At 44.2% G+C, this 24,805-nt stretch carries 21 protein-coding genes; 12 read left to right on the forward strand and 9 right to left on the reverse strand.

What is annotated here, in order from left to right:
* Positions 1–68 precede the first annotated feature (68 nt).
* On the forward strand, positions 69–710 hold the full coding sequence (locus sps_RS22605; RefSeq protein WP_077754537.1) for a LysE family translocator: 642 nt from the start codon (positions 69–71) through the stop codon (positions 708–710).
* A 41-nt stretch (positions 711–751) separates the two neighbouring features.
* Here the strand turns inward: sps_RS22605 and sps_RS22610 are convergent, their stop codons facing one another.
* Positions 752–1,171 carry a VOC family protein gene (locus sps_RS22610; protein ID WP_077754538.1) on the reverse strand — a complete coding sequence of 140 codons (420 nt, stop codon included), beginning with the start codon at positions 1,169–1,171 and terminating at the stop codon, positions 752–754.
* Positions 1,172–1,561: a DCC1-like thiol-disulfide oxidoreductase family protein gene (locus sps_RS22615; RefSeq protein WP_077754539.1), complete on the reverse strand. Its 390-nt coding sequence runs from the start codon at positions 1,559–1,561 to the stop codon at positions 1,172–1,174.
* Between the two features lie 175 nt (positions 1,562–1,736).
* Between sps_RS22615 and sps_RS22620 the strand changes: the two genes are divergently transcribed.
* Both sps_RS22620 and sps_RS22625 read left to right on the forward strand, forming a co-directional pair.
* Positions 1,737–2,342, forward strand: coding sequence for a pyridoxamine 5'-phosphate oxidase family protein (locus sps_RS22620; RefSeq protein ID WP_077755826.1), 606 nt, complete (start codon positions 1,737–1,739; stop codon positions 2,340–2,342).
* Positions 2,343–2,702: 360 nt separating this feature from the next.
* Positions 2,703–2,906: a hypothetical protein gene (locus tag sps_RS22625; protein ID WP_077754540.1), complete on the forward strand. Its 204-nt coding sequence runs from the start codon at positions 2,703–2,705 to the stop codon at positions 2,904–2,906.
* Positions 2,907–3,037: 131 nt separating this feature from the next.
* Here sps_RS22625 and sps_RS22630 read toward each other — a convergent pair whose 3' ends face one another.
* Positions 3,038–3,643: a short chain dehydrogenase gene (locus tag sps_RS22630; protein WP_077754541.1), complete on the reverse strand. Its 606-nt coding sequence runs from the start codon at positions 3,641–3,643 to the stop codon at positions 3,038–3,040.
* A 147-nt stretch (positions 3,644–3,790) separates the two neighbouring features.
* Here sps_RS22630 and sps_RS22635 point away from each other — a divergent pair, with 147 nt between their 5' ends.
* From sps_RS22635 to sps_RS22650, 4 genes are all read left to right on the forward strand, one after another.
* Entirely contained in the window at positions 3,791–4,687 is an 897-nt protein-coding gene (locus sps_RS22635; RefSeq protein ID WP_077754542.1) for a LysR family transcriptional regulator, read from the forward strand.
* 466 nt (positions 4,688–5,153) lie between these two features.
* Positions 5,154–5,873 (forward strand): substrate-binding periplasmic protein, encoded by a 720-nt coding sequence (locus tag sps_RS22640; protein WP_077754543.1) that lies wholly within the window; start codon positions 5,154–5,156, stop codon positions 5,871–5,873.
* A gap of 252 nt (positions 5,874–6,125) precedes the next feature.
* Positions 6,126–6,596 carry a DNA polymerase III subunit chi gene (locus sps_RS22645; RefSeq protein WP_077754544.1) on the forward strand — a complete coding sequence of 157 codons (471 nt, stop codon included), beginning with the start codon at positions 6,126–6,128 and terminating at the stop codon, positions 6,594–6,596.
* Positions 6,597–6,611: 15 nt separating this feature from the next.
* The gene (locus sps_RS22650; RefSeq protein ID WP_077754545.1) at positions 6,612–9,533 is read left to right on the forward strand and encodes a valine--tRNA ligase; all 2,922 of its coding nucleotides are present in this window, start codon (positions 6,612–6,614) and stop codon (positions 9,531–9,533) included.
* A 231-nt stretch (positions 9,534–9,764) separates the two neighbouring features.
* Here sps_RS22650 and amrS read toward each other — a convergent pair whose 3' ends face one another.
* Positions 9,765–10,916, reverse strand: a complete 1,152-nt coding sequence (amrS, locus tag sps_RS22655; RefSeq protein ID WP_237157921.1) for an AmmeMemoRadiSam system radical SAM enzyme — start codon at positions 10,914–10,916, stop codon at positions 9,765–9,767.
* A gap of 56 nt (positions 10,917–10,972) precedes the next feature.
* Between amrS and amrB the strand changes: the two genes are divergently transcribed.
* The 3 genes from amrB to sps_RS22670 all read left to right on the forward strand — a co-directional run bounded on the left by amrB (position 10,973) and on the right by sps_RS22670 (position 14,420).
* Positions 10,973–11,791 carry an AmmeMemoRadiSam system protein B gene (gene amrB, locus sps_RS22660; RefSeq protein ID WP_077754546.1) on the forward strand — a complete coding sequence of 273 codons (819 nt, stop codon included), beginning with the start codon at positions 10,973–10,975 and terminating at the stop codon, positions 11,789–11,791.
* The gene (gene amrA / locus sps_RS22665; RefSeq protein ID WP_077754547.1) at positions 11,769–12,368 is read left to right on the forward strand and encodes an AmmeMemoRadiSam system protein A; all 600 of its coding nucleotides are present in this window, start codon (positions 11,769–11,771) and stop codon (positions 12,366–12,368) included. The genes amrB and amrA overlap by 23 nt, the downstream gene beginning before the upstream one ends.
* A gap of 231 nt (positions 12,369–12,599) precedes the next feature.
* Positions 12,600–14,420, forward strand: a complete 1,821-nt coding sequence (locus sps_RS22670; RefSeq protein ID WP_077754548.1) for a GGDEF domain-containing protein — start codon at positions 12,600–12,602, stop codon at positions 14,418–14,420.
* Here the strand turns inward: sps_RS22670 and sps_RS22675 are convergent.
* Positions 14,417–18,748 (reverse strand): HAMP domain-containing protein, encoded by a 4,332-nt coding sequence (locus tag sps_RS22675; protein ID WP_077754549.1) that lies wholly within the window; start codon positions 18,746–18,748, stop codon positions 14,417–14,419. The two genes, sps_RS22670 and sps_RS22675, sit on opposite strands and share 4 nt — an antisense overlap.
* Before the next feature lie 262 nt (positions 18,749–19,010).
* The gene (locus sps_RS22680; RefSeq protein ID WP_077754550.1) at positions 19,011–19,574 is read right to left on the reverse strand and encodes a GNAT family N-acetyltransferase; all 564 of its coding nucleotides are present in this window, start codon (positions 19,572–19,574) and stop codon (positions 19,011–19,013) included.
* A gap of 294 nt (positions 19,575–19,868) precedes the next feature.
* Here sps_RS22680 and sps_RS22685 point away from each other — a divergent pair, with 294 nt between their 5' ends.
* Positions 19,869–21,401 (forward strand): MFS transporter, encoded by a 1,533-nt coding sequence (locus sps_RS22685; RefSeq protein ID WP_077754551.1) that lies wholly within the window; start codon positions 19,869–19,871, stop codon positions 21,399–21,401.
* A gap of 71 nt (positions 21,402–21,472) precedes the next feature.
* Here sps_RS22685 and sps_RS22690 read toward each other — a convergent pair whose 3' ends face one another.
* The 3 genes from sps_RS22690 to sps_RS22700 all read right to left on the reverse strand — a co-directional run bounded on the left by sps_RS22690 (position 21,473) and on the right by sps_RS22700 (position 23,980).
* A complete protein-coding gene (locus tag sps_RS22690; RefSeq protein WP_077754552.1) occupies positions 21,473–22,045 on the reverse strand; it encodes an acetate uptake transporter in 573 nt (190 codons plus the stop codon).
* A gap of 565 nt (positions 22,046–22,610) precedes the next feature.
* Positions 22,611–23,321, reverse strand: a complete 711-nt coding sequence (locus sps_RS22695; protein ID WP_077754553.1) for a pseudouridine synthase — start codon at positions 23,319–23,321, stop codon at positions 22,611–22,613.
* A 17-nt stretch (positions 23,322–23,338) separates the two neighbouring features.
* Positions 23,339–23,980 carry a helix-turn-helix transcriptional regulator gene (locus tag sps_RS22700; RefSeq protein ID WP_077754554.1) on the reverse strand — a complete coding sequence of 214 codons (642 nt, stop codon included), beginning with the start codon at positions 23,978–23,980 and terminating at the stop codon, positions 23,339–23,341.
* A gap of 141 nt (positions 23,981–24,121) precedes the next feature.
* Here sps_RS22700 and sps_RS22705 point away from each other — a divergent pair, with 141 nt between their 5' ends.
* Complete coding sequence (locus sps_RS22705) at positions 24,122–24,742, forward strand: NAD(P)H-dependent oxidoreductase (protein WP_077754555.1); 621 nt, start codon at positions 24,122–24,124, stop codon at positions 24,740–24,742.
* Positions 24,743–24,805 lie beyond the last annotated feature (63 nt).

Below are 24,805 nucleotides of genomic sequence, written 5' to 3' on the forward strand. Positions count from 1 at the left end.
TAAAAATACAGGTAAAAGATGCAAACCTAATATGGGTTAAATTTAGATGAGCAATTCAAGGAGTACATATGGAATTAAGCACAATCTTAATGTTTGTCATTGCATCTCTATCCATCAATCTGATCCCCGGGCCTGATGTGGTGTACATAGTATCTAATACCATGAAGGGTAAATTAAAATCGGGGATTGCGGCATCTCTAGGGCTAGGTGCTGGCTATTTGTTACATACTTTAGCCGCGGTATTTGGCTTATCTGCGCTAATACTAAGCTCTGCCTTCCTGTTCAGTGTGGTTAAGTACTTAGGCGCAGCCTATCTGCTATATTTGGGAATCACCTCGCTAATAAACTGTTACAAAGGTCAATCTAAACTGGTTGCCAATAATGACACTGAGTCTCGAGTTACGAGTGTTAAAAATGTGTTTACTCAAGGGGTTGTCGTTAGCATACTAAACCCTAAAGTGGCCATGTTTTACCTGGCTTTCTTACCACAATTTATTGATATATCTTCTCAATCAGCCACTAAAGAGTTGATGATTTTAGGGCTATTGTTCAGCGCTCTGGCTACAGGCTGTAATTTAGTCTATTCCTTCTTAGGCAGCATACTATTTAGTAGCCCAAAAGCTGCAAAGTATTCCAGAGGTATAGAGGGAGGCTCAGGTCTTATACTCGTGGGTTTAAGTGCCAAAATTGCCTTGAGTGAAAGTCAGTAAATTTATGCACAAGATGTGAGAGTGGCCTCATGGAGCGACTCTCACTTGATGAGTTCTGGGGCTCCAGGCCCCAGTGGCTGACCGTAGCTGAACTCGATAAAGTTGCCATCGGGATCTTTGACTCCGCAATAATATCCCGCAGGGTATTTATCGTTCCGAACCCCCCAAACCAAAATCCCCTCTTCCTCGGCGCGTTTGGCCAACCTATCCACGGCTTCTTTACTCTCCAGAGCAAAACCTAAGTGGGAAAAGTCGTTCATCTGCTGTTTATGGCCACATCCTCCGGGAAGCACCACAATAATAAACTGCGGCTCTTGCCCCGGCTCGCTGAGCCAGACGATACGATTTTCTCCGCTTGGCCGCTCATGAATAATATGCATTCCAGCGTAGGAAGAGTAAAAGTCGACACAAGCGGAAACATCCGCAACGTGTATAGCGATATGAGTCAGTGCAATCGTCATCTATAACCTCCCTTCACACTTAAGTCGCTTGTAAACCGCTCTGCGATACAAGCTTGATAATAACGGGCGCACTAACTTTAGCCCCATTAACCAAGACAATGGTTTAAGTAAAGGTACCCTTCGCATCAAGACTATATAGGCATCTAGCTCTGATACGACTCTAGGCTTGTCTACATGCTCATACTCACCGATGATCACATGCAGTTTGATTAGCGCTTTATCTGGCTCTATCCCCCAAACCTTTAACTGATCATCCTGATCTGTGATATCGAACCAGCTCACCCCATCGGCGTAACGTCCCGCGATACGTAAATAGTTATCCCTATCCTTAATACATCGAGGACAAGCACCATCGTAGAGGACGTAGATATTAATAGCAGTTTTCTTCATCTATAAAGTTTAGTCGATGTGCATTACCCACTTGGAAGGAATCAGGTCATAACCTAATCACCCATTATTAATGGCACATCAGCATGTTCAAATGGCTTCGTAGATAAGTAGAGTCTTGATAACCAGCAATGCATTATGTATGTTGTTGATTGATAATGGGTGGCTTTGGTTATTTATGTATATTGAAACACAAGAACAACTCAGAGAACTTTATGCTCCAGCTAAAGGTCGTAGCAAGGATAAGCAACTTGATGCATTAGAGAAGCACTCCATCAACTTTATTGAGCACTCACCCTTTCTCGCTATTTCTACCTATGGAAAACCAGGCGCACTCGACTGCTCTCCCCGAGGCGGTAAACCAGGGTTTATCAAGATACTCAATGATACATGCCTACTCATTCCCGATGCCAAGGGAAACAATCGTCTCGATAGCTTGCTCAATATCATAGAGACTGGCAGCATCGGCTGCCTATTTCTGATCCCGGGCGTAGATGAAACCTTAAGGGTCAACGGCACTGCTCGAATCTCCACATCTAAAGAACATTTGGCTCTGTTCTCAGATGAAGCAAATCCACCTAAAACCTGTATTGAGATAACCATCACCGAAGTCTTCTTGCACTGCGCTAAAGCACTCATGCGATCCAAACTCTGGTCAGCAGAAACCCGAATTGAGCGTTCATCATTCCCCACCATAGGCTTGATGATAAATGAACAGCTAGCTGTGGAGGAAACACCAGAGAATCAAGAAGAGATGGTCATGCGCTACCTGAATGATTTATAAAATAGATACTAGGCGACAAGTATCGAAGGGCTCATTGGCTGTGCATAATTCTTAACGGCTAGCCATTTCTAACAGCTTAATTCAGCAAAAGGCTAGCATTAGCCCACTTTTCAGTGAAAATACTTAGGGTAAAAGTGATCAGAATGTCCTATCTTTAAATTCTGGCTTTATAAAAGATTCAACCTAGAGCCAGCTCAGCTGTAATCAAGACCTATCAATATCGAACCTTCATAATTAATCCTTATGTTATGCCTTCTAAAGATTAAAAGGTTCATTGCTCCACTTCGATATCTTCAAGATTGTTATGCATTCATTTACTGTGACAAGGCCCTTGATAAAAGGGTGAATAGGAGAAGTCTTATGGAAAAACTGAGAAAAGGTCCAATGACCATTGAGTTAGGCGGCAAGAAATACCCCGAATGGGTGGAAAACTCAGAAGGCTACTGGGACTTCCACCGCGCTTTTACCAACAACAGATATACTGAATCACCCAACAGCCAAGTAGGACAAGATGAATGTGTCCTCTCTGAAGCCGGGATATATCGATTAAGGATAATCCATTGACCTTTCTTTATATAAGAAGCTCTAGCTTGGAATGAAAGGACCTAACCAAGTACATAATGAAAAAGCCAGTAGCGTTTAGCTACTGGCTTTTAGAAAAATCATCAATATATTTTAGCATGTGACACTTATCACTAAGCATCCACAAAAATAACTTCACCAGTCAGAAACCCATCGACAGAACGTTCGAATGCTTTACCTACTCGCTTCCCTGGGACTGGCTCAAACCCTGGCATCATCTCACCATAAACATCCCAGGCCTCTTCGAGTACAGTAGGATTAACGACATTGATTCGGGTGCTTCTTGGCATTTCAAGCGCAACGCATTTTACAAAAGTGTCAATCGCACCACTGGTTGTCGCATCAGCAATGGCGTATGGAATAGGCTTAACGTTTAAAATACCGCTGATTAAAGTAAATGAACCAGCATCTGCAATGTACTTCTGACCAATACGAACTAAGTTAATTTGCCCCATCATTTTACTCATGACAGTTGTCATCCACTGCGCTTCTGTCATCTCAGTAAAATTGGCATATTCACAAAAACCAACGGTATTAACCACAGAGTCGAAGTGCCCCACTTTTTGATAGAGCGCTTCAATAGATTGCTCATCGGTAATATCGACTAGATGATCGACATCCCCTGAGCGGCCAGCCGTAATAACCTTGTGCCTACCTAGCCCTGTTAACGCGGCCTGACCCATTTTACCTAGTGCACCAATTAAAATTACTGTCTTCATTTTTATCTCCAATTGTTGAATTAACTTGATGCAATAACTCTAACAATCGCAACTAACAAATAGAAACAAAGCTTATTTGTTAGTGATACAAGATTTTATGGTTATGAGTTACATTAAGTAAGAAACTGATGCATTGGGAGAATCATTGTGAGTAAGCTAGACAGATTAGACATCAAGCAGTTGAGGGTTTTTCAAGCCTTAATACGCGAAGAAAATGCCTCTAAAGCTGCACATCAACTGGGTTTAACTCAGCAAGCGGTAAGTGAGCATTTAAAAAAACTACGAGATGTATTTGATGACAGGTTATTTGTTAGAAAAACCAATGGTTTTGTGCCTACTCCATTTGCTAAAGAGTTGTCGTTAGGCGTCGACAAACTGCTGATTGATTTCAAATTACTCTTAGCACCAAACATCTTCTCCCCTGAAAAAACCAGTGGCACTTTTGTTATCTCAGCTACCGACTATGCACAACAAATAGTGCTACCAGCATTAATTGCAAAACTAAGAAAACAAGCACCAAAATTGAAATTGATCGTCAGAGATTTCGAAATCGATAAGCTGCATGAATTAATGGTAAGTGGTAAAGTGAACTTGGCTATCGCTTGCCCCGAACACATCCCAGATAGCTACCCCATGGCCAAACTGTTTGAAGAGCATCATGTTTGTGTGGCTTCAGCGAGCTCAACTATCTCACAAACGATTTCACAAACAGCTCCAACTTTAGCCGAAATCGCATGCTACCCAACGATAATCGCTTCGCCATCACGGCCAAATTTTAAAGGCTCAATTGATGATTGGTTTTCGCAATTTGGTTTAAAGAGAAATATTGTCGTATCAGCCCCCTGCTTCTCTATTGTTCCTATGTATCTTGAAACAACCGACTCCATCGCCTTTTTACCTTCAAGGGCAATCAAGGGCCTAGATATAGTGACCATTCCTTTAGAGCAATCACCTGATAGTTTTGATGTTATTGCAGCTTGGCACCCTCGCTACAATGATGACCCATTGCAAAAGTGGATTATTTCCTTACTTGAGGTCGAGTAATTTCAGAATTATTCAGAGTGAATAATGAGGTTTTCTGCGAATGAAGTCTGGTTACATTGTCTATGTAGGTTGTTGGTGCTTGGCTGTGTGATTATATTTCACCTTCATTGCAATCTAATGCCTACCCAGCGATGGTTATATACCATTTCCTTTGACAATTTGACAATATTCGCTCTGTTCGATTCTTTATGACCTATGCCAGTTTCAGTCTATCTCGTTTAGTCAGTCTTCTTGGGAAATAAGTGTTAGTGCTTCGACATAAACTATTACTCAGGGGGGGACAAAATTGAACGACTTTGAACAAGCCCACAAATCTAAAATCTGCGCCGTGTCAGGAGTCATTACGGCTAAGTGTTAGAGCATCCCCACTGGAACTATTTGCTATATGGTTCCTCCTGCATGTACTAGGCTTCAGTATACACTGACCCTATTTGCTGCAATAAATTATTGTAGCTAGGTGATTCTCATGAAAAAAAACATTCTATTCCTACTTATTTTTTTCTTATTTTTCACAGGGATTAGTGTCGCTGAAGATGAAACCTATACGATTGGAACATTTCCAATCCCATTAATGGTAGAAGATAAAAACACTGGGATATTTATTGAGTTAACTAAAGAAATTGCCAAACGTAGTAAAATAAAAATCGCTATAAAAGTATTACCACCTAAAAGAATCACCACTTATTTCGCTGAAAATAAACTCCATGGTTTTTTTCCAGCTCTGGATGTCATGGTTACCCATAAAATATCCAAATCAGAACCAATTTATATCAAAACAGATTTTGGTTTTACTAAACAGGGTCAACCTCTAGTCAAATCGATTGCTGACCTTACCGGGAAACATATTGGGATGACTCTAGGATACCCATACTCAAAAGAGATAACTGCAAATTTATCTTTCACCACTAGTACGGCCCCAAGTGATATTAATAACATACTAATGCTAGATGCAGGCCATATTGATGTTTTTGTCGTTGAGGAAAAATCTGGGATCAAAGCAATAGAACAAAGCGGCAAAAGCAATATCTGTTACGATTCTGGACAACCACTGTCCCGCCAAAATGTCTATTACGCATTTCAATCAGATAAAACGGGTCAACAGCTAGCCTTACTCTTCTCAAAAGCCCTGGTTGAAATGAAAAGCGACGGCACATTTGAAAATATAATGTCCAAAGTGGATGAATAACCATTTAACTCAAAACTTAATCCCACTCAAAGTTGTTGCCAGACCACTAGCGGCTTCACTTTGTCGTTACTGCACATCAGCCCCAGTAAGGATATGGTGCGGTATTGATATGATCGTAGTTAAAATCGACAAAAAAGAGGCTGAACACCAACCTCCACTCTGGTTTAAAGCATAGGTTTTGGTGTAAAATCCCTCCCTTCGACAGTAAAAACGCCTATTCACTAAAACTGAAAACTAAGACTAAACCCAACTATGCCAAATGCCCTATTTTACGTGATGCCCGCTGAGGCTAATAGCTCTACTGAGGCTACTGAACAAGTCCACAGATTAGCCTGTGAACTGGCACAAAATGCATTTGTTAATCAGCAACTGGTTTATGTCCATACTCGAGATAGAGAACAGGCTTATGCTGTCGATGAATTATTATGGCAATTTGAACCCAATTCTTTTGTGCCCCATAACCTCAAAGGTGAAGGTCCGGTCACGGGTGCGCCTGTGGAAATCGGCTTCGATACCTTGGGTCCCAATAAAAATCGTCATCTTCTGATTAATCTTGCAGACCAAGTGCCCTCATTTGCGGTAAACTTTGGCCAGATTATCGACTTCGTTGCCAATGATGCTGGCTTCAAGGCGATCGCGCGCGATCGCTACCGTCAGTATAAGAGTCTTGGAGTGGCTTTAAACACTCAAGACTTAGCGACACAACCACTTAATTTTGTTTGAGAAATACTAGCTCCCATGGAAAAAACATATAACCCGCAGTCTATAGAACAGTCTCTTTACCAAAGCTGGGAAGAGAAAGGTTACTTCAAGCCACATGGCGACGAGTCCAAAGGCAACTATTGCATCATGATCCCGCCACCGAATGTGACGGGTAGTCTGCACATGGGTCATGCCTTCCAAGATACCATAATGGATACTCTGACTCGTTATCAGCGTATGAAGGGTAAAAACACCCTTTGGCAGGTTGGTACAGATCACGCAGGAATTGCTACTCAGATGCTAGTTGAGCGCAAAGTGGCTGCCGAAGAAGGCAAGACACGCCACGATCTTGGCCGCGATAAGTTTATCGATAAGATCTGGGACTGGAAGAACGAATCCGGTGGTACCATCACTAAGCAACTACGTCGTCTCGGCGCGTCGGTTGATTGGGATCGCGAACGTTTCACCATGGACGAAGGCATGTCTGAAGCGGTTCAGGAAGTATTTGTGCGCTTGTATGAAGATGACCTAATCTATCGTGGTAAGCGTCTGGTGAACTGGGACCCTGCACTTCACACCGCTATTTCAGACTTAGAAGTTGAGAACAAAGAGAAGCAAGGCAGCATGTGGCATTTCCGTTACCCGCTCGCCGATGGTGCTTTGACTAACGATGGCAAAGACTATTTAGAAGTTGCGACGACTCGTCCTGAAACCATGCTAGGTGACAGCGCCGTTGCGGTTCACCCGGATGATGAGCGTTACGCATCACTTATTGGTAAGTTTATCTTGCTGCCAATCGTTAACCGCCTTATCCCAATCGTTGCCGATGATTATGTCGACATTGAATTCGGTACAGGTTGTGTAAAAATCACTCCAGCACACGACTTTAACGATTACGAAGTCGGTAAGCGTCACGAACTACCTATGTTCAATATCTTAACGTTCGATGCCGCTATTCGTAGCTTGGCCGAAGTGGTTAACACTGATGGCACCAGCAATACCGAATTAGATAATAGCCTACCTGAACGTTATGCCGGTCTTGAACGCTTTGCCGCGCGTAAAGCCATTGTTGCTGAGTTCGATACACTTGGACTATTAGGTAAAATTGATCCACACGGACTGAAAGTGCCTTACGGCGATCGCTCTGGCGTGGTTATCGAGCCACTGCTTACCGATCAATGGTATGTCTCTGTTGCACCTATGGCGAAAACAGCCATGGAAGCAGTAGATAACGGTGATATCAAATTTGTACCTCAGCAGTATGAGAACATGTACAACTCTTGGATGCGCGACATTAACGATTGGTGTATCTCACGTCAGCTCTGGTGGGGACACAGAATTCCGGCCTGGTATGACGAAGCGGGTAAAGTCTACGTTGGCCGCGATGAAACTGAAGTTCGTGCAAAGCATAAGCTTGACGATTCGGTCGTGTTACACCAAGACAATGATGTACTCGATACCTGGTTTAGCTCGGCGCTTTGGACCTTCTCGACCCTTGGCTGGCCAAAGAACACCGAAGAGCTTAAAGCATTCCACCCAACCGATGTGTTGGTAACTGGTTTTGATATTATCTTCTTCTGGGTTGCCCGCATGATCATGATGACCATGCACTTCATCAAAGATGAGAACGGCAAACCACAGGTACCCTTTAAAACCGTTTACGTGACCGGACTTATCCGTGACGAAGTCGGCAATAAGATGTCTAAGTCTAAGGGTAACGTACTCGATCCACTGGACATGATTGATGGTATCGATCTCGAGTCACTGGTGACTAAGCGCACCGGTAACATGATGCAGCCTAAACTAGCTGCAAAAATCGAGAAGAGTACACGTAAAGAATTTGCCGGTGGCATAGAAGCACACGGTACAGACGCCCTGCGTTTCACCTTAGCGTCTATGGCTTCAACTGGCCGTGATATCAACTGGGACATGAAGCGTCTCGACGGTTACCGTAGTTTCTGTAACAAGATCTGGAACGCCTCACGCTATGTATTGATGAACACCGAAGTGCAAACTGAAGGTGCTTCTGATGATGCAATCGGCGAAGCATTAGATTGTGGTCAGCTTTTAGTTGACGGCAAGCCGGGCGACATGGAACTGTCCCTTGCGGATCGCTGGATCATCAGTCTCTTTAACGAAACCGTTAAAGCTTATGACGAGCACATGGAAAACTACCGCTTCGACCTAGCCGCCAATACTATCTATGAATTCACCTGGAATCAGTTCTGTGACTGGTATTTAGAGCTAACTAAACCTGTGATGCAAAGTGGCAGTGAAGCTCAGCTTCGCGGCACACGTCACACCTTAGTGGCTGTACTCGAGCAGATGCAGCGCCTAATGCACCCAATGATGCCTTACCTAACAGAGACTATCTGGAAGCGTGTGCAGCCTCTTGCCGGTGTTGAAGGTGATACGCTGATGTTGGCGCAGTTCCCTGAATATCAAGCCGAGAAAGTTGATACTCAGGCCATGGAAGATATTGAGTGGGTTAAGCAAGTGATCACTGCGGTACGTAACATTCGCGCCGAACTGAACATTGCCCCTTCTAAGCCACTTAATGCCCTACTACGCGGTGTGAGTGAGCAAGATAAGGCACGTCTTGATGCGAACCAAACCTTCTTCAAGACGCTAGCTAAACTTGAGAGCATGACAATACTTGCTGAAGATGAAACTGCACCTATGTCGACCACTCAGCTGATTGGCGATATGGAGCTTCTTATCCCAATGGCGGGTCTTATCGATGTGGCTAAAGAAGTTGCTCGTATCGACAAGCTTCTCGACAAAGCGGCTGGTGAGTTTAAGCGTATCGAAGGTAAGCTCTCTAACCAAGGCTTCGTGGCTAAAGCCCCTGCTGCCGTGATTGAAAAAGAGCGTGCTAAGCAAGCCGAATATCAACGTGATATCGAGAAACTAACCGAGCAGAAAGCTGAGCTTGCAAAGCTAGAAGCGGAAGGTTAAAGCAGCTTTAAGTTCAAGACAGAGCTAAGAAAGCCACAAACAGTTTTGAGTCACGAGCAAGGTTTGTGACTCAAAGCCAAAGAAAGGCAGTCATTAGACTGCCTTTTTATTGTCTCTTTTTTGGCTATCCATCATTTATCTTGCTGTTTCAGAAACTGCTATTCGCTCGTAGCTTATAGTTGGTCTAAATTCGCAACTCGCAACTTATAGCTTGTAGTTTGATCTTTGCTTTTATCCTATCAAAATAGGGATTCTATTCCTGCCGAAATGCTCACAGGGTCCATCGAAACGTCCGGGGATTTGCGTACCGCAATGCTGGCACTTGCCGCTGTGATTGAGGTGATATTCGCCTAACTCATACCAGTCTCGCTTGATGACTAACCTGTGACATGAAGGACAGTAGCTACTGCCTCCTTCGCTGTCATGAATATTACCGGTATAGACATAATTGAGCCCCTGAGCCATAGCAATTTCTCTGGCACGCATAAGTGTCGATGACGGAGTTCTGGGTTTATCCAGCATATGAAAGTCTGGGTGAAATGCGCTAAAGTGCAGTGGAATATCGGACCCTAAGTTATCGGCTATCCACTTGGTTTGTTGCTCCAGCTCTTTAACTGAGTCATTTTCGCCGGGGATCAAGAGTGTGGTTATCTCGAACCAGACTCGAGTCTCGTGGCGAAGATAGAGCAAGGTATCGAGTACATCGCTGAGATTTCCGCTACAGATCTTATGATAGAAGTCTTGAGTGAACCCCTTAAGATCCACATTGGCCGCATCCATAAAACGATAGAACTCGACTCTAGGCTCGGGGCAGATATAGCCAGCGGTGACCGCCACCGAGTTGATCCCCTGTTCATGACAAGCCTGAGCCACATCAACGGCATACTCGAGAAAGATAACCGGGTCGTTATAAGTAAAGGCGATACTCCTGCAGCCCATGCGTTTTGCCGTTGCAGCCAATGATTCGGGACTTGCTTTAGAACCTAAAGTATCAAACTCTCGTGACTTACTGATATCCCAATTTTGGCAGAATTTACAACAGAGATTACAGCCGGCGGTACCAAATGACAGCACAGAGCTACCGGGATAGAAATGATTCAAAGGCTTCTTCTCTATAGGATCGATGCAGAAACCACTAGAACGACCATAGCTAGTGAGCTTTATCTCATTATCAATATTTTGCCGCACGAAACAGACCCCACGCTTGCCCTCTCGCAGCTGACAGTGGCGAGGGCAAAGATCACATTGCACCCTACCGTCGTCCAGTTGATGCCAGTACTTAGTCTCTACAGTGCTGGATTCTATAGCATTAGTATCTCTAATATGGCTGTTAACAAGATGAGTTTCACCTATGTTTGTACTCGATTTAGACAGCATCAGCATGTGTCCGCCTTGGCCTATACTTAAAGCCTAGTTTAAAAAGACTGGCCAGGTAACAGATGCTAAGTTCTATCCGCCCTCCCGCCGTCGCAGGACTGTTTTATCCAGCAGACCCTATGGCGCTATCCGCTGAGCTATCCAGTTATATGAGTCAGGCGTCACTTCATAAAATGCCAAATTCGACAGCTAAAATGACACCTAAGGCGATAATCGTGCCCCATGCGGGTTATATCTATTCAGGGCTCGTGGCAGCCCATGGTTTCTCCTGCATTAGTGCCATCGCAGATAAGATTAAGCGTGTAGTTTTACTCGGCCCCGCCCATACGGTTTACCTGCAAGGCTGCGCCTTACCCGAAAGTACCCACTTCTCTACGCCACTAGGTAACTTGACCATAGACAGATCCAGCACTGCCAAATTGGCTACATACGATGCCGTGACCATCTCCAATATCCCGCATAAAAATGAACACAGCCTAGAAGTCGAGCTGCCCTTCCTACAGCACTGTCTGAATGAATTTGAGCTCCTCCCCATAGTCGTGGGTGACATAGCCCCTGAAGCGATGGCCGATCTATTGGAATTAGTCTGGGGGGGAGACGAAACCTTGATTGTCGTCAGTTCAGATTTGAGCCATTTTCATCCCTATGATGAAGCTAAACGTTTAGACTTGGAAACTTGCCAGAAAATTCAGGCCAAAAAAAGTGACATATCATCCGATCAAGCCTGCGGATGCCGTTCGCTCAATGCGCTCTCCCTCCAGCTTATACGCCATAACCTCTGCATAACGCAGCTGAGTTATCAAAATTCGGGTGACAGTGAAATTAGCAGTGCAGATGATAAAAATCGGGTAGTCGGCTATGCCAGCTTTATCATCAATTAACCTCACCGAGTCCGGGAAGTGCCAATTATTAGCTCTGGCTCGTAGCGCCTTGGTTAACTCATTCATATCCGAACCGTCGGCCTATTCCTCCGCCACTTCTCACCATGCCCTCCCCAATGAGCCCCTAATCGAGTCGAAACTGGGCTGTTTCGTTACTTTGACACTCGATGGTGAGCTCAAGGGCTGTATGGGCTGCATTGAAGGTGATCGCCCTCTGGCAAAAAGTATCCCGGATCTGGCCACCAGCAGCGCATTCTACGATCGCCGCTTCTCTCCTCTGCTTGAGACTCAACTAGAGCGAGTCTCGATAGAGATATCCCTGCTATCTCCTCTTTCGCCATTAAACGTCAGAAACCAGCGTCAACTCGAGGAGTACTTAACACAAGAGCAGTACGGTGTAGTGCTTAAAGAGGATGGATTAAGAGCCGTATTCCTTCCTCAGGTTTGGGAGCACTTTTCTGATCCCAAAGCCTTTATCGATGCCCTAAAAGTTAAGGGCGGCTGGCCCCAAGACTATTGGTCACAGAAGATAAAAGTTGAGCTATTTCAGGTTATTCACTTCAGCGAAAACAGGTAAAATGTCTCTTCTTATAAATATTTATTGAACAGTCAATATCTCGCCCTCTTAGGCTTATTGCTTGTAATCCCATGAGCACCCCTCCCCAAATAATACCAATTTTCTTAACACGACTTCACCCTTATCAATACAAAGCCTAGAGCCGATCTCCTCTCTATATTCTGTGACTATAATTGAAGAGCGTAAACTCGTATTACGGCAATTTTCTTGATGTCTTATTTAAGGAAGAATATGCTCACCGATTTTAAAATCACTCATAAGTTTCCAATAGTCATGATATCTCTGGCATTAGTTTCCGCTATTGCCACTGGATTTATCGCCTTTACCATAGCCAAGAATGAGATGGCTAAATCGGCCGAAAACTCGCTATTCGCCTTGTTAGAATCAAGGAAGTCATCATTAAATTCATACTTCTCCGTGATAGAGAAAGATCTTATTTTCCATGCTCAAAGCCCTCTCGTTATCGATGCTATCAAGCAGTTTTCCTTGGCTTGGGATGCCTTAGGAGACCAACAAACAGTTTACTTGCAAGATGCCTATATTCACCTTAACCCCTATTCTAATAAACAGAAAGACTCATTGTTACAGGCTGAAAGTGGCGCACTGTATAACCAGTATCATAGCGTTTATCACCCCGAGTTTAAAAACTTAGTCACCACCAGAGAATTTCATGACTTATTCCTATTCAATACTAAGGGCGATTTGATCTATACGGTAAAAAAAGAGGTCGATTTCGCCACCAATATCTTTACAGGCCCCTGGAGTGAGACCCACCTCAGCCAGATCGTTCGTGAAATAGACCCGAAACCGAGTATTGATCAACATGTATTTGCTGACTTCTTTACCTATGAACCCAGTGACAACCAACCAGCGAGCTTTATCGCCTCCCCCGTATTCGATAGCAATAAACAATTTATAGGTATCATCGCCTTTCAGATGCCCATAGGTCCTCTCAACGATGTCATGCATGTCACTGCCGGTATGGGTGAAACTGGTGAGACCTATCTGGTTGGACCCGATCTCTTGATGCGCAGCGACTCTCGCTTCTTTCATGGCCGAAGCATATTAAAAACCAGAGTTGACACTCTTTCTGTACGTAAGGCACTGCAAGGAGAGTCGGGAAACGATACAATACTGGATTACCGCCACATTCCGGTATTTTCAGCCTATGCACCGGTGGACTTCCTCGGAACCCGCTGGGCCATCATAGCCGAAATAGACAGGAAGGAAATACTCGAACCTGTCTATACCATGAGCCACTTCCTGCTCCTCAGTGGCTGCATACTTGCCATAGCTATTTTCTTTCTAGGCTATCTTCTGGCATCGGATATCTCAAACCCCATTGTGGCAATGACACGCATGATGTCACGTCTGGCACGTAACGATCTCAGTATTAATATTTCGGTATCCGAGCGCAAAGATGAAGTGGGTAAAATGGCTGAAGCCATGGAGGTATTCAAGCGAAATGCTATCGAGAGAGATCTGTTACAGCGTAAGCTCAATCATATGGCGCATCATGATACCTTGACCGGCCTACCCACACGCGAATTCGCCACTGAGCAGTTCGATGCACTCCTGCAGCAAAGCAAGCTATCGGGGCAAAAGCTGGTAGTGATGTTTGCCGATCTGGATAATTTCAAATGGGTCAACGATACATTAGGTCATCAGGCCGGTGATCGACTACTGAAAGAAACGGCCATCAGGTTATCTGATTCCATCCGCGAGGGGGATATCGTTGCCAGAGTCGGTGGCGATGAATTCCTGATTATTTTGCCTGATGCAGGTGATGCCTCCTCCATCTCCCTGATAGCGAAAAAGATGATCGATTCTGTGGCGATTAACTTCATGATGCAGGAACAACACTGTGCCATCACCTTGAGTATAGGCGTAGCAAGTTATCCCGAAGATGGTGAAGAATATAGCATCTTGATCAACAAAGCAGACAAGGCTATGTATCTTGCTAAGAAAAAAGGCAAAAACAATTTTGTCTTTGCCAGTGAAATAGACAATAAACCACTTCAGAGCCCGTCGCTTAAGACCAATGGAGGCTAAACAGCCTTTAAGACTCCAGGAGACTGAGTCTTAAATCTCTGAATTAAATTGAGCAGACTCAAGGCTTGGTGCTTAACGTCTCCCACATTTTGATTGAGATTCTCTAGCATAGTCGCACTCTGTTGGATTGTGCTGTCGACATTTTCCATGGCCTCAGAGACATAAACAACCTGACTCTGCTGCTCTTTCATGGCTAACGTCACTTCATCAACATTGTTTTTCACCCCTTCACTCGAGACTGTTATCTCCTTAAGAAGCTGCCCTGATTCAGTTACCAGTCCGGCTCCTGCATTCACTTTGTCTACTGAGTCATTGATAAGATGAGATATCTCCTTGGCAGCATTAGCACTGCGCTGGGCAAGGTTTCTGACCTCTCCAGCAACAACGGCGAAACCTCTGCCTTGCTCTCCAGCCCTTGCAGCCTCGACCGCAGCATTGAGCGCGAGTAAGTTAGTTTGAAACGCAATTTCATCTATAACGCCTATGATATTTGACATCTTAGCGCTCGATTGAGAAATCCCATTCATAGCCAGAATCACATTATCGACCACACGCTCACCTTCGATGGCATATTTGTGGGCTTGTACAGACATGCTTGCCGATTGGTGAGCCTTATCTAAGGTGTTACTGATAGATGCCTGCATCTGAGACATAGCACTGGTAATGCTCTCCACACTGGCCACTTGCTCGTCTATCTGCTGGTTGAGGCCGAACGTCTCATCTGACGCTTCCTGAGTTTTGTGATTGACGACATTGGCTGCAGTGCGGATCTCATCGATCATAGCAACAAGGTTATCGACGGTGCGGTTGATACTCAGCTTCAAGGCTGCATATTCGCCTTCTACTGCCATGCTAAAGGATTCAGACAAGTTACCTTGCGCTACCGCTTCCATCACCTCTTTCGACTCATTGAGCGTTGCTTCTATTGCATCACAGGTTTGATTAACAGCACCAGAGAGTTTATTGAAGTCCCCAAAGGTTTGAATGGTGACCCTTTGGTCAAGCCGTCCATGGGCTAATGACTCCATGACCTGAGAAATGGCTTTCACCACTTGGTCGCATGAGTTTGCCGCCGCATTGACCCCTAATTTTAAATCTAATAGCTGGCCCTTAGCATCGGCTATCACTTGCTGGTCAAACTCGCCTCTGGCCACTTTCTTCATCACCTGAATGATATTATTAATCACATCTTTTGTTCCTGATGCAGCCAGATTAATACTCTGTTTAAGTCTAGCTAAGTCACCTTTAGCATCAACTGAGACCTGATGACTAAAATCCCCTTGTGCGAGTGACTCCATCACTTGAATAATTTCACGAACGATATCATCGGTGATTTTGGAGGCCGCATTGACGCTGTCTTTTATCTGAGCAAGTTGGCCCTTAGCATCACACTCCACTTGCTTGCCATAAACGCCTTGCTGAATTTGCTGCATCACGGCACCGATCTCAGATATCACAACTTGAGTATTCATGATGTTTTGATTGATAGCCTCTTTGAAAGTAGTCAGCTCACCTGCAGCGTTAACAGAGACTCTGACACTATAGTCTCCGCCTTCTAGCCTCTGCATTACACAGGTCGCATCCTTGATAAATGAAGCCATCGACTCAGCAGTCTTATTGACCGTCATTTTCAAAGTATTTAGCTGTCCCAGAGCAGACACTTGCACTACTTGAGAGAAATCTCCTTGCTGAATAGAGTGCATCACAGCACCAATATCATCGATAACCAGCTCGGTATTTTCAATATTTTGATTAATTGCTTGCTTGAAGCTTGCTAGCTCTCCGGCAACATCGACGCTCACTCTGACACTATAGTTACCGGCCTCCAGCTGCTGCATCACAGATGTAGCCTCTTGAATAAAGCTAGCCATCCCCTCAGCCGTCTGGTTAATGGTCACCTTTAAGGTATCTAACTGCCCTTGTGCGGGTACATTGACTAATTGAGTAAAATCTCCCTGCTGAATAGCATGCATCACTTGCCCGATATCGTTGATGACCAGCTCGGTATTTTTAATATTCTGGTTGATGGCTCGCTTAAAAGTCGTTAGCTCTCCGGCCGTATTAACCGCGACTCTGACACTATAATCGCCTCCTTCTAATCTCTGCATCACACTGGTTGCATCCTTGATAAAGCCAGCCATAGATACAGCAGTCTCATTGACATTCACCTTAAGGATGTTTAATTGCCCTTGAGCGGCAACTTTTACCCGCTGAGAAAAGTCACCTTTTTGAATAGACTGCATCACTTCACCAATATTATCGATGACCAACTCGGTGTTTTTGATATTTTGATTGATGGCATGCTTAAAGGTATCCAGCTCTCCGGCAACATCCACCATCACTCTGACGCTGTAATCCCCAGCCTCCAGCTGCTGCATAACCCCGGTGGCATCTTGAATAAAGCAAGCCATACCTTGGGCCGTCTGATTAACGGTCATTTTTAAGGTATCTAATTGACCCTGCGCAGGTACATTGACCAGCTGAGTGAAGTCGCCTTGTTGAATAGACTGCATCACCCGGCCTATATCTTCGATAACCAACTCAGTATTTTGAATATTTTGATTAATAGCATGTTTAAAAGTATCTAACTCACCATTGGCACTAACAGATACTCTGACACTGTAATCCCCGGCCTCAGCACTTTGCATCACACCAACTGCATCTTCAATAAACATAGCGGTACTCTGCGCGGTGGTATTGACCATAGTTTTAAGCTCGAGTAATTGCCCTTGAGCATTAACTTCCACCCTTTGGGTAAAGTCTCCTACCTCTAGCGCCTTCATCACTCGACCAATATCGTCGATAGACTCAGTAATCGCTCTAGCCGAATCATTGATAGTGCACTTCAGCTCGTCCAGATCTCCCGCCATATCAATCTTAACCCTTTGCTTAAAATTCCCCTTAGCTAACTCTTCGACTGTGCCATTGATGTCCTGCACCGCCGAATCTAGGGAGCTAAGCATCTCATTAAGTGCCTTTGCCGCCTGGCCAGTTTCATCAGTACTACTAACCTTAGTGCGCATTGAAAATCGCCACTGGGCCTTTAAATCAAGAATAAATGCTGACAGATCTTGTATGGGCGATGCGATGGAGCGGCCGAACTTTATGGCAATCAACACAGTCATTATCAATAAACCCAACATCATCACGATAAATAGCAATCTCAAAGAGGAGATGGCGGCATATGCTTCGCCCGTGCTTTGCTCAACCACTAAAGCCCATCGACTCCCCATCACGACTAAGGGAGCATAGGCTGCAACAACTTGATGACCTTGGTAGTTCTGACTCTCCATAAAACCAGACCTATTGTTTAAGGCGTTACCTACCTGAGGAGTACTGATCTGAATATTACTGCGGGAGTTAAAGGATTCTTTAACTGAATATTTAGGATCGAAAAAGCTATCTGAACGCATTTTCTTATCACTGCCCACAAGGTATGACTCGCCAGTTTCACCTAAACCAAAGGTCGAGCTCATCACCTGAGATACCTGATCCAGAGGCAGCTGAAAAATCAACACCCCAAGAAGCTGTTCCCCTTCAAGAATCGGGGTGGCAATAAAACTCGCAGGGGCTTCATAGGAAGGTGTATAGGGTGCGTAATCGACAAAAACCGTGGCTTTATTGAGGACAGCATCTCGATATGCTGCAGCCAGCCCACTGGTTTTATAGGGGCCAGACTCTAGGTTAGTCGCGTAATCTAACTCTTTATAGACTGAATAAACCACTTCATGGCTGCTTGCATCGATAAGAAAAATATCATAATAGCCAAACTCAGACACATAACTGTTGAAGTCTTGATGATACTGGCTATGAGTACGGTCATAAAGGGTAGAGCCACCGCTATCAACCAGTTTGTCTTTTTCCCCGAGCGGATAAGGATTCAAGCTGATATAGCTGGTTTGCAATGCTTTGGCAATCTCGGAAAGCGATGATACTAGACCTGCATCATCAATTTCACCTGCGGTATCCGCTAAATACTTAACGCCAAACTCGTCACGGTAGTACAGATTTAATGTACTGGTATCGACCTCTTGATGCTCATCTAAATAGCGATGAAAACCGTTCGAAAAGCCACTAAGTGCATGACGTGCCAGCCCGCTGCGACTCAAGTTCTCTAGTTGTGACTGGGCTGTATTGAAATATTGACTAATAATACTCGTCTTCAGCTCCGCCACCGCAGTTAGCGCCGAGGATTTATCATTTGATAAGGCCTGAGAGCTGTTAAAAAGTGCGATTGAAGCGATAATAATTGCGGGGACGAGTCCAACAACAGAGAGAACAAAGGTTAATTTTCTCGCCAGCGGCATATTATTGAAATAGTGACTCATGTCCTGCCTCCTTTCGTGACACAGATAGTCGAAAGCCCCATATTCCTTGGGGCTTGTCGTTTTGACACATATCCGGTTAACTATAGTTCAAGAGGCTTGCGTAAAAATGTAAATAATCTAAAAGAGACACCTAACCCTGTATTGCGTGTTTACACGTGCAATCAAAATTGTTTTATTTCAGTTAGCTACACCCACCTATAACATTTAACACTATATAAGTGACGATCCATTATTGGACAATAGCAATTGGCATAAGGGCAAGTTACAGCTTCAGGCTCATATTAACGTATGAGTAAGAGCTGCCATCTATCCTGAACATATCCTCTATTTCGCCATTTTTGATGAAATTTGTTTTTTGATACAAAGAAATAGCCGGTACGTTATTGGACATAACCCAGAGATCGATCCATTGCAGATCTGTTTCTTCTTTAGCCCATTCAGCTACAGTTTCAATCAGTTTTTTACCTAAGCCTGTTCGTCTGGCATCGCTATGGACGCCCATGCCCAACAAGGCTCTATGATCTGTGTGGGGTTCCGCCAGAGGTCTGAGATCGATATGACCGCAGATCTGCTCTTGTTCATCGATTGCAATCCAAAGTTTCCGCCAAGATTCATCACTAAAAGTACGTGTTATCCCATCTGAAAACCTTTGTTTCATCTGCTCAGACATAGCTGAAAACTTACGTGACATGGGCTGAAACAAGGGAACATCGCCCTGACCGTTTTCCGCAACCTGTTCATTTAAATAGGCAAAAAATCGACTCAATTCATTCTCTTTAATGAGTCTTATCTCTTTGGTAATTCTTCGCGTCTTCTCAAGTGTCACGCTCAAGCTCCTTACTCTAAAGTAGCCAGAAAAATCTGACTCATAGGAAAAATACACACATCAGATTAACAAGATTAACGTTAGCAAAACCAGTGATAATGCACTTTTGTGAAGTTTATTAGATTGGTTTTGGTGTTTTGCAGTAAATTAGGTAAAGTGTCGACTGCTATCACAAGCGAACAACCTAAAAACAGACAAGATGTGCGTTTAAAACATAAAAATCAACATGAACACATCTTTAGTTGCAAGCAGGCTTAAGAACAAACTAATAATTATAATATTTGAAGGAAGAAAATGAGCAATTCCAAAGATGCTTATGCAGACAATGATCTGCGGGAAGTGAAACAGCTAGGCATGTGGGCTTCCATAGCCAGCTTAAGTTATATTTTCTGGATAGTGGGTGGCATGGAGCTCGTTGAGCGCATTGCCTACTATGGTGTTAAAGCCAGTGCGGGTCTTTATGCCAAAGCACCAGTCTCTGAAGGCGGCCTCGGTATCAGCCTCAGCGACTATGGCGTGATTATCGGTATCTGGGCAATGATGCAGACATTTATCCCGGTATTTACTGGCGGGATTTCTGACCGAGTCGGCTACAAGGAAACCATTTTTGCCTCAACCATAATCAAGATTTGCGGTTATTTAGTGATGGCCTTTTTCCCGAGTTTTTATGGTTTCCTCTTCGGCGCTATATTACTCGCCGCCGGTACTGGGGTCTTTAAACCTGGGATCCAGGGCACCTTGGTCCTCTCAACGGGGAGGCAGAACACCTCTATGGCCTGGGGTATATTCTATCAGGTAGTGAATATTGGCGGCTTCTTAGGACCTCTGGTTGCCGTGCATATGCGTCAGCTATCCTGGGATAATGTATTTTACGCCTGTGCCGCTATTATCTCCCTTAACTTCCTATTTTTACTTGCTTACAAAGAGCCAGGAAAAGAGGCGCGATTAGAGCGCAACCGTAAGATTAAATCCGGTGAAATCCACCAAGTAGCGCTCTGGAGAGATGCCCTCCACGAACTTAAGAAACCTATTGTCATCTACTACATGCTGGTATTTGCGGGGTTTTGGTTCCTATTTAACTCACTGTTTGATGTTCTGCCAATCCATATTGCCGAGTGGGTAGATACTAGCGTTATCGTGACCTCATTATTTGGCCCCGATGGGACATCAAACGGAATACTGCAATTCTGGCTTGGACTCGATAACACCGGGACTAAGGTCATGCCAGAAGGCATGCTCAACCTTAATGCAGGCATGATAATGACCTCATGTTTCCTAGTTGCCGCCCTCACGGCTAAATATCGTATTACCACAGCAATGTTGGCAGGGTGCTTATTAAGTATCTTAGCTTTCGTCGTTATTGGCGCCACTAACGCCGCCTGGATGATGGTATTGGCCATCGTCATGTTCTCGTTTGGTGAGATGATGATCAGCCCGAAGAAGAATGAGTTTATGGGTAACATAGCCCCAGAAGGCAAGAAGGCCATGTATCTGGGCTTTGTGATGCTGCCCCAAGGTATAGGCTGGACACTGGAAGGTTTCTTCGGCCCTAAACTCTATGAGATGTATGCATCGAAAGAGATCTTCTCATTAGACCTACTCAAAGAGCGCGGCATGAGTGCTAGTGATGTTAGTGCGATCCCACAGGGTGAAGCCTTTACAACACTCGTAGCCTACACTGGAGAGCCAGCTCAAGAGCTAACGACTCTGCTCTACAATACCCACAATATCGGCATGGCCTGGTATATCATAGCTGCCATAGGCACCATTTCCGCCGTGGGTATCTTCCTCTACGGCAAATGGTTATTGAAATTACAGAGAAGCTAAGCAGCAAGGCTAAGAAGATTGACGACAAAGGGGCTAACACCCCTTTCACTTTTACAGCTAAAAATAACAAGCTATGAAGTTTTCTTGATCTCACCTACAGGTAAAATAGTACGACCGTACTCGGCATTAAGTACCTGAGCCATTGCAAAATAGATAGCACTCGCGCCACAGAAGATCCCTTCTATGCCAGCTATGGTTCCAATTAACTCACTACCAGTAAAATCTCTTGCAGCTAACAAGCCGAACAAAATAGTGAGCGATCCAAATACCACTTGTTTAGCTCTAGGGTAGCGCAGTGAACCGATAAACATGAAAGCGGTAAAGCCCCCCCAAAGTAGTAGGTACCAGGCCATAAATCCGGCAGGGCTAGGCTCAGCCAGACCAAACTTGGGCATGATCAATAGACCGACTAACGTTAACCAGAACATGCCATAGGAGGTGAACGCTGTCGTGCCGAATGTGTCACCACGTTTGAAACACATCATCCCTGCGATAACCTGAGCTATTCCTCCATAGAAAATACCCATGGCCAATATCATAGAGTCGATCGGAAAGAAGCCTGCGTTATGGATATTTAATAAGACGGTAGTCATACCGAACCCCATCAAACCTAAAGGTGCTGGGTTAGCAAGTTTTGTCGACATCGAGTTCCCCTAAGGAGTATTGCAACGATTTATGATGCCAACGTAAGTTGCCATCATAAATGAAATTTAATTTGAATTTGCGCGGCGCATCTTAGAAGATGGAAAAATTCATATCAAACAGGCGTAATCAGCAATTAAGCTAAAAATCACTTGGAATAAACCCAGTACAATTAACAGGCAGAAGAAGATATAGTCTTTAAATTTCAAAAGAATAGAAAGTGGTAAACTCAATATCCCTCAAGAATTGATTTCATCGGATAAATAACTAACTCTTTTAATTTCAATTCGATAGCGTATTTCATCTAGATAAATATAAGGCAGCAAATCGCACTCACGAGATCTTGATCACGAAAAGCCAACCAAGGGCGACATCCCTCACATCTTTAGCGTGTTTAAGTAAATGATAAACTAGTTCATTTGCTAGCAGAACGACCTTTAAGTGATCTGAATCTCAAATAAAAAAAGAGTGTGATCGAGTAATCAAAAACAGTAATCACTTCATCTATCTATACAAAAAAGGCCAAAAAATTTATCAATAAGCCTTCGGGAGCTAAATCAAACAAGGTTAACCAAATATACCGTCCACCTCTGCGGCAGTAAGATTTCGGCTCGATCCCTCGTGAAGGTCAGGGTCTAATAGCAGCTTGCCAACTGAACAGCGATGTAGCCCGATGACAGGATTACGAAAACGGCCAAACATACGTTTAATTTGATGATATTTACCTTCTGTCAGAATCACTTCGGCGACGTACTCACTGATAATTTCAAGCTTGGCCGCCTGAGTAGTAATATCTTCAAATTCAAAGTAGAAGCCCTTGGCGAAGGCATGAATATAGTCATCACTAAGGGGGTTTTGCAGTGTCACCCGATAACGCTTGTCCACTTTAGCCTCTGGAGACATCAGTTTTCTGGACCAACGACCATCATTGGTCAATAACACCAATCCAGAGGTGTTTAAGTCGAGCCTACCGACAATATGCAGCTCAGATTTAACAGGATGTGCTAACAGATCGATCACTGTCTTGTGTTTAGCATCCCTTGTCGCACTCACCACACCCACAGGTTTATTGAGCATCACATAACTGGGTGTATTACTCTTGAGGATCCTGTCATCGAGAGACACGTGAGAAAACTCATCCACCAGCTGCTGTATATCTTTGGCCACGGTGCCGTCTACTCTGACCCTGCTCTGGGCGAGCATCAAGCGTACATCTTTACGATTGATCTTAAGCTCACTGCTGAGGAACCTGTCTAATCTGGCTCGTTTGGATTCCATAACCTCTAAACCTCAGCCTATTGAATCGAAGATTTAACTGCAGATAAAGGAGTCACTTTGTAGGCGCAGCGCCTCGCTCCCTCGATGATATGCTCTTCGCGGCTGACGGTGGCCTCATCATTTAAAATTGTTTGAAACAGGTTAAGCTCAGAACGACAGAAATTAAGGCATTTACTGGCAGCAGCGCAGATTGGACAATGATTTTCCATTAGCCAAAAACATGACTCGTCTTCAACTATTGTGGCCATATAACCTTCGCGGCTTCTCAGCTCGGCTAAGGCATTAAGCTTATCAATAAGACTGTGTTTACCTGACATACTCTGTTGATAGAGTGAGAGTGAGGCTTGCTCTCTGTGTGTAATTAGCTTTTCTAGTCCACTATCCCCAAATACTGTGATAACTGAATCTATCAACTGAACCGAGAGTTCTTCATGGCGATCAGAAAAATGGCTATTACTCTTAGAAGTCAGAGACCAAAATCGAGTCGGGCGTCCACGAGCCGCCTTCTTATCTTCAAAGCTCACATCGCCATCATCTTCTAAACCTTGCATATGCTGACGCACACCCATGGTCGTCAGTGATAATTCACTGGCTAAAACTTTAGCAGTGAGGGGACCTTGAGTCTTAAGCAGTTGAATAATTTTTTCGCTGGTTTTCATGATGCCTCTCTACGCCTTTTTTCACACTTACATTATTACCTATCCAGACATTAAGTAAACATTTTTATTTACTTTAGCCTTTACAAGCTTATGTAAAGCATTTACATTACAAAACAATTAATAAAGGAAAAGGTTTATTAAATGAAGTTGCTCATCGTCAGTGGTAGCCAGAGAACAGAATCACAAAGTGCTAAGGTCGCACATTATTTAGCCAAACAATCTATAGAATTTGAAGAAGTGAGCCATATAGAGCTTTGCCGTTACGACCTACCGTTCTGGGACGGCGAGCAGGAGAGTAAATATGCAGAAGCCAGTCCCTGGACCATGATTGGTCACAAGGTCAAAAAAGCCGATGCGTTGATTTTAATCACTCCGGAATGGGGGGGAATGGCCTCACCACTACTCAAAAATTTCCTGCTGATGTGTGATAACCAAGACACAGCCCATAAACCGGCACTGTTAGTCTCTGTCGTCAGTGGAATAAGTGGTGCCTACCCCATCGCAGAACTCAGAATGAATGCGCTGAAAAATAACAAATTGGTTGCCCTACCCGACCATTTAATCATTCGCAATGTCACCGAAGTACTCAATCATTCACATGAACCTGTATTAGCACAAGACGAGCGAGAGAGGGATCTCAGACAACGAATAGATTACAGCCTGCATATGCTGCACCAATACAGCCAAGCCTTGGCTACAATCAGGCATAGGCATGAACATGAGCCATACCCTAAACAGCAGGAATACTGTTACGGCATGTAAGGCTAGAAGTGAAAGATTAGGAGCTAGGAAAGCATCAAATTATAAAGCGAAAATAAGGAGCAA

Origin of the sequence: Shewanella psychrophila, assembly GCF_002005305.1 — a bacterium.
GTDB lineage: Bacteria > Pseudomonadota > Gammaproteobacteria > Enterobacterales > Shewanellaceae > Shewanella > Shewanella psychrophila.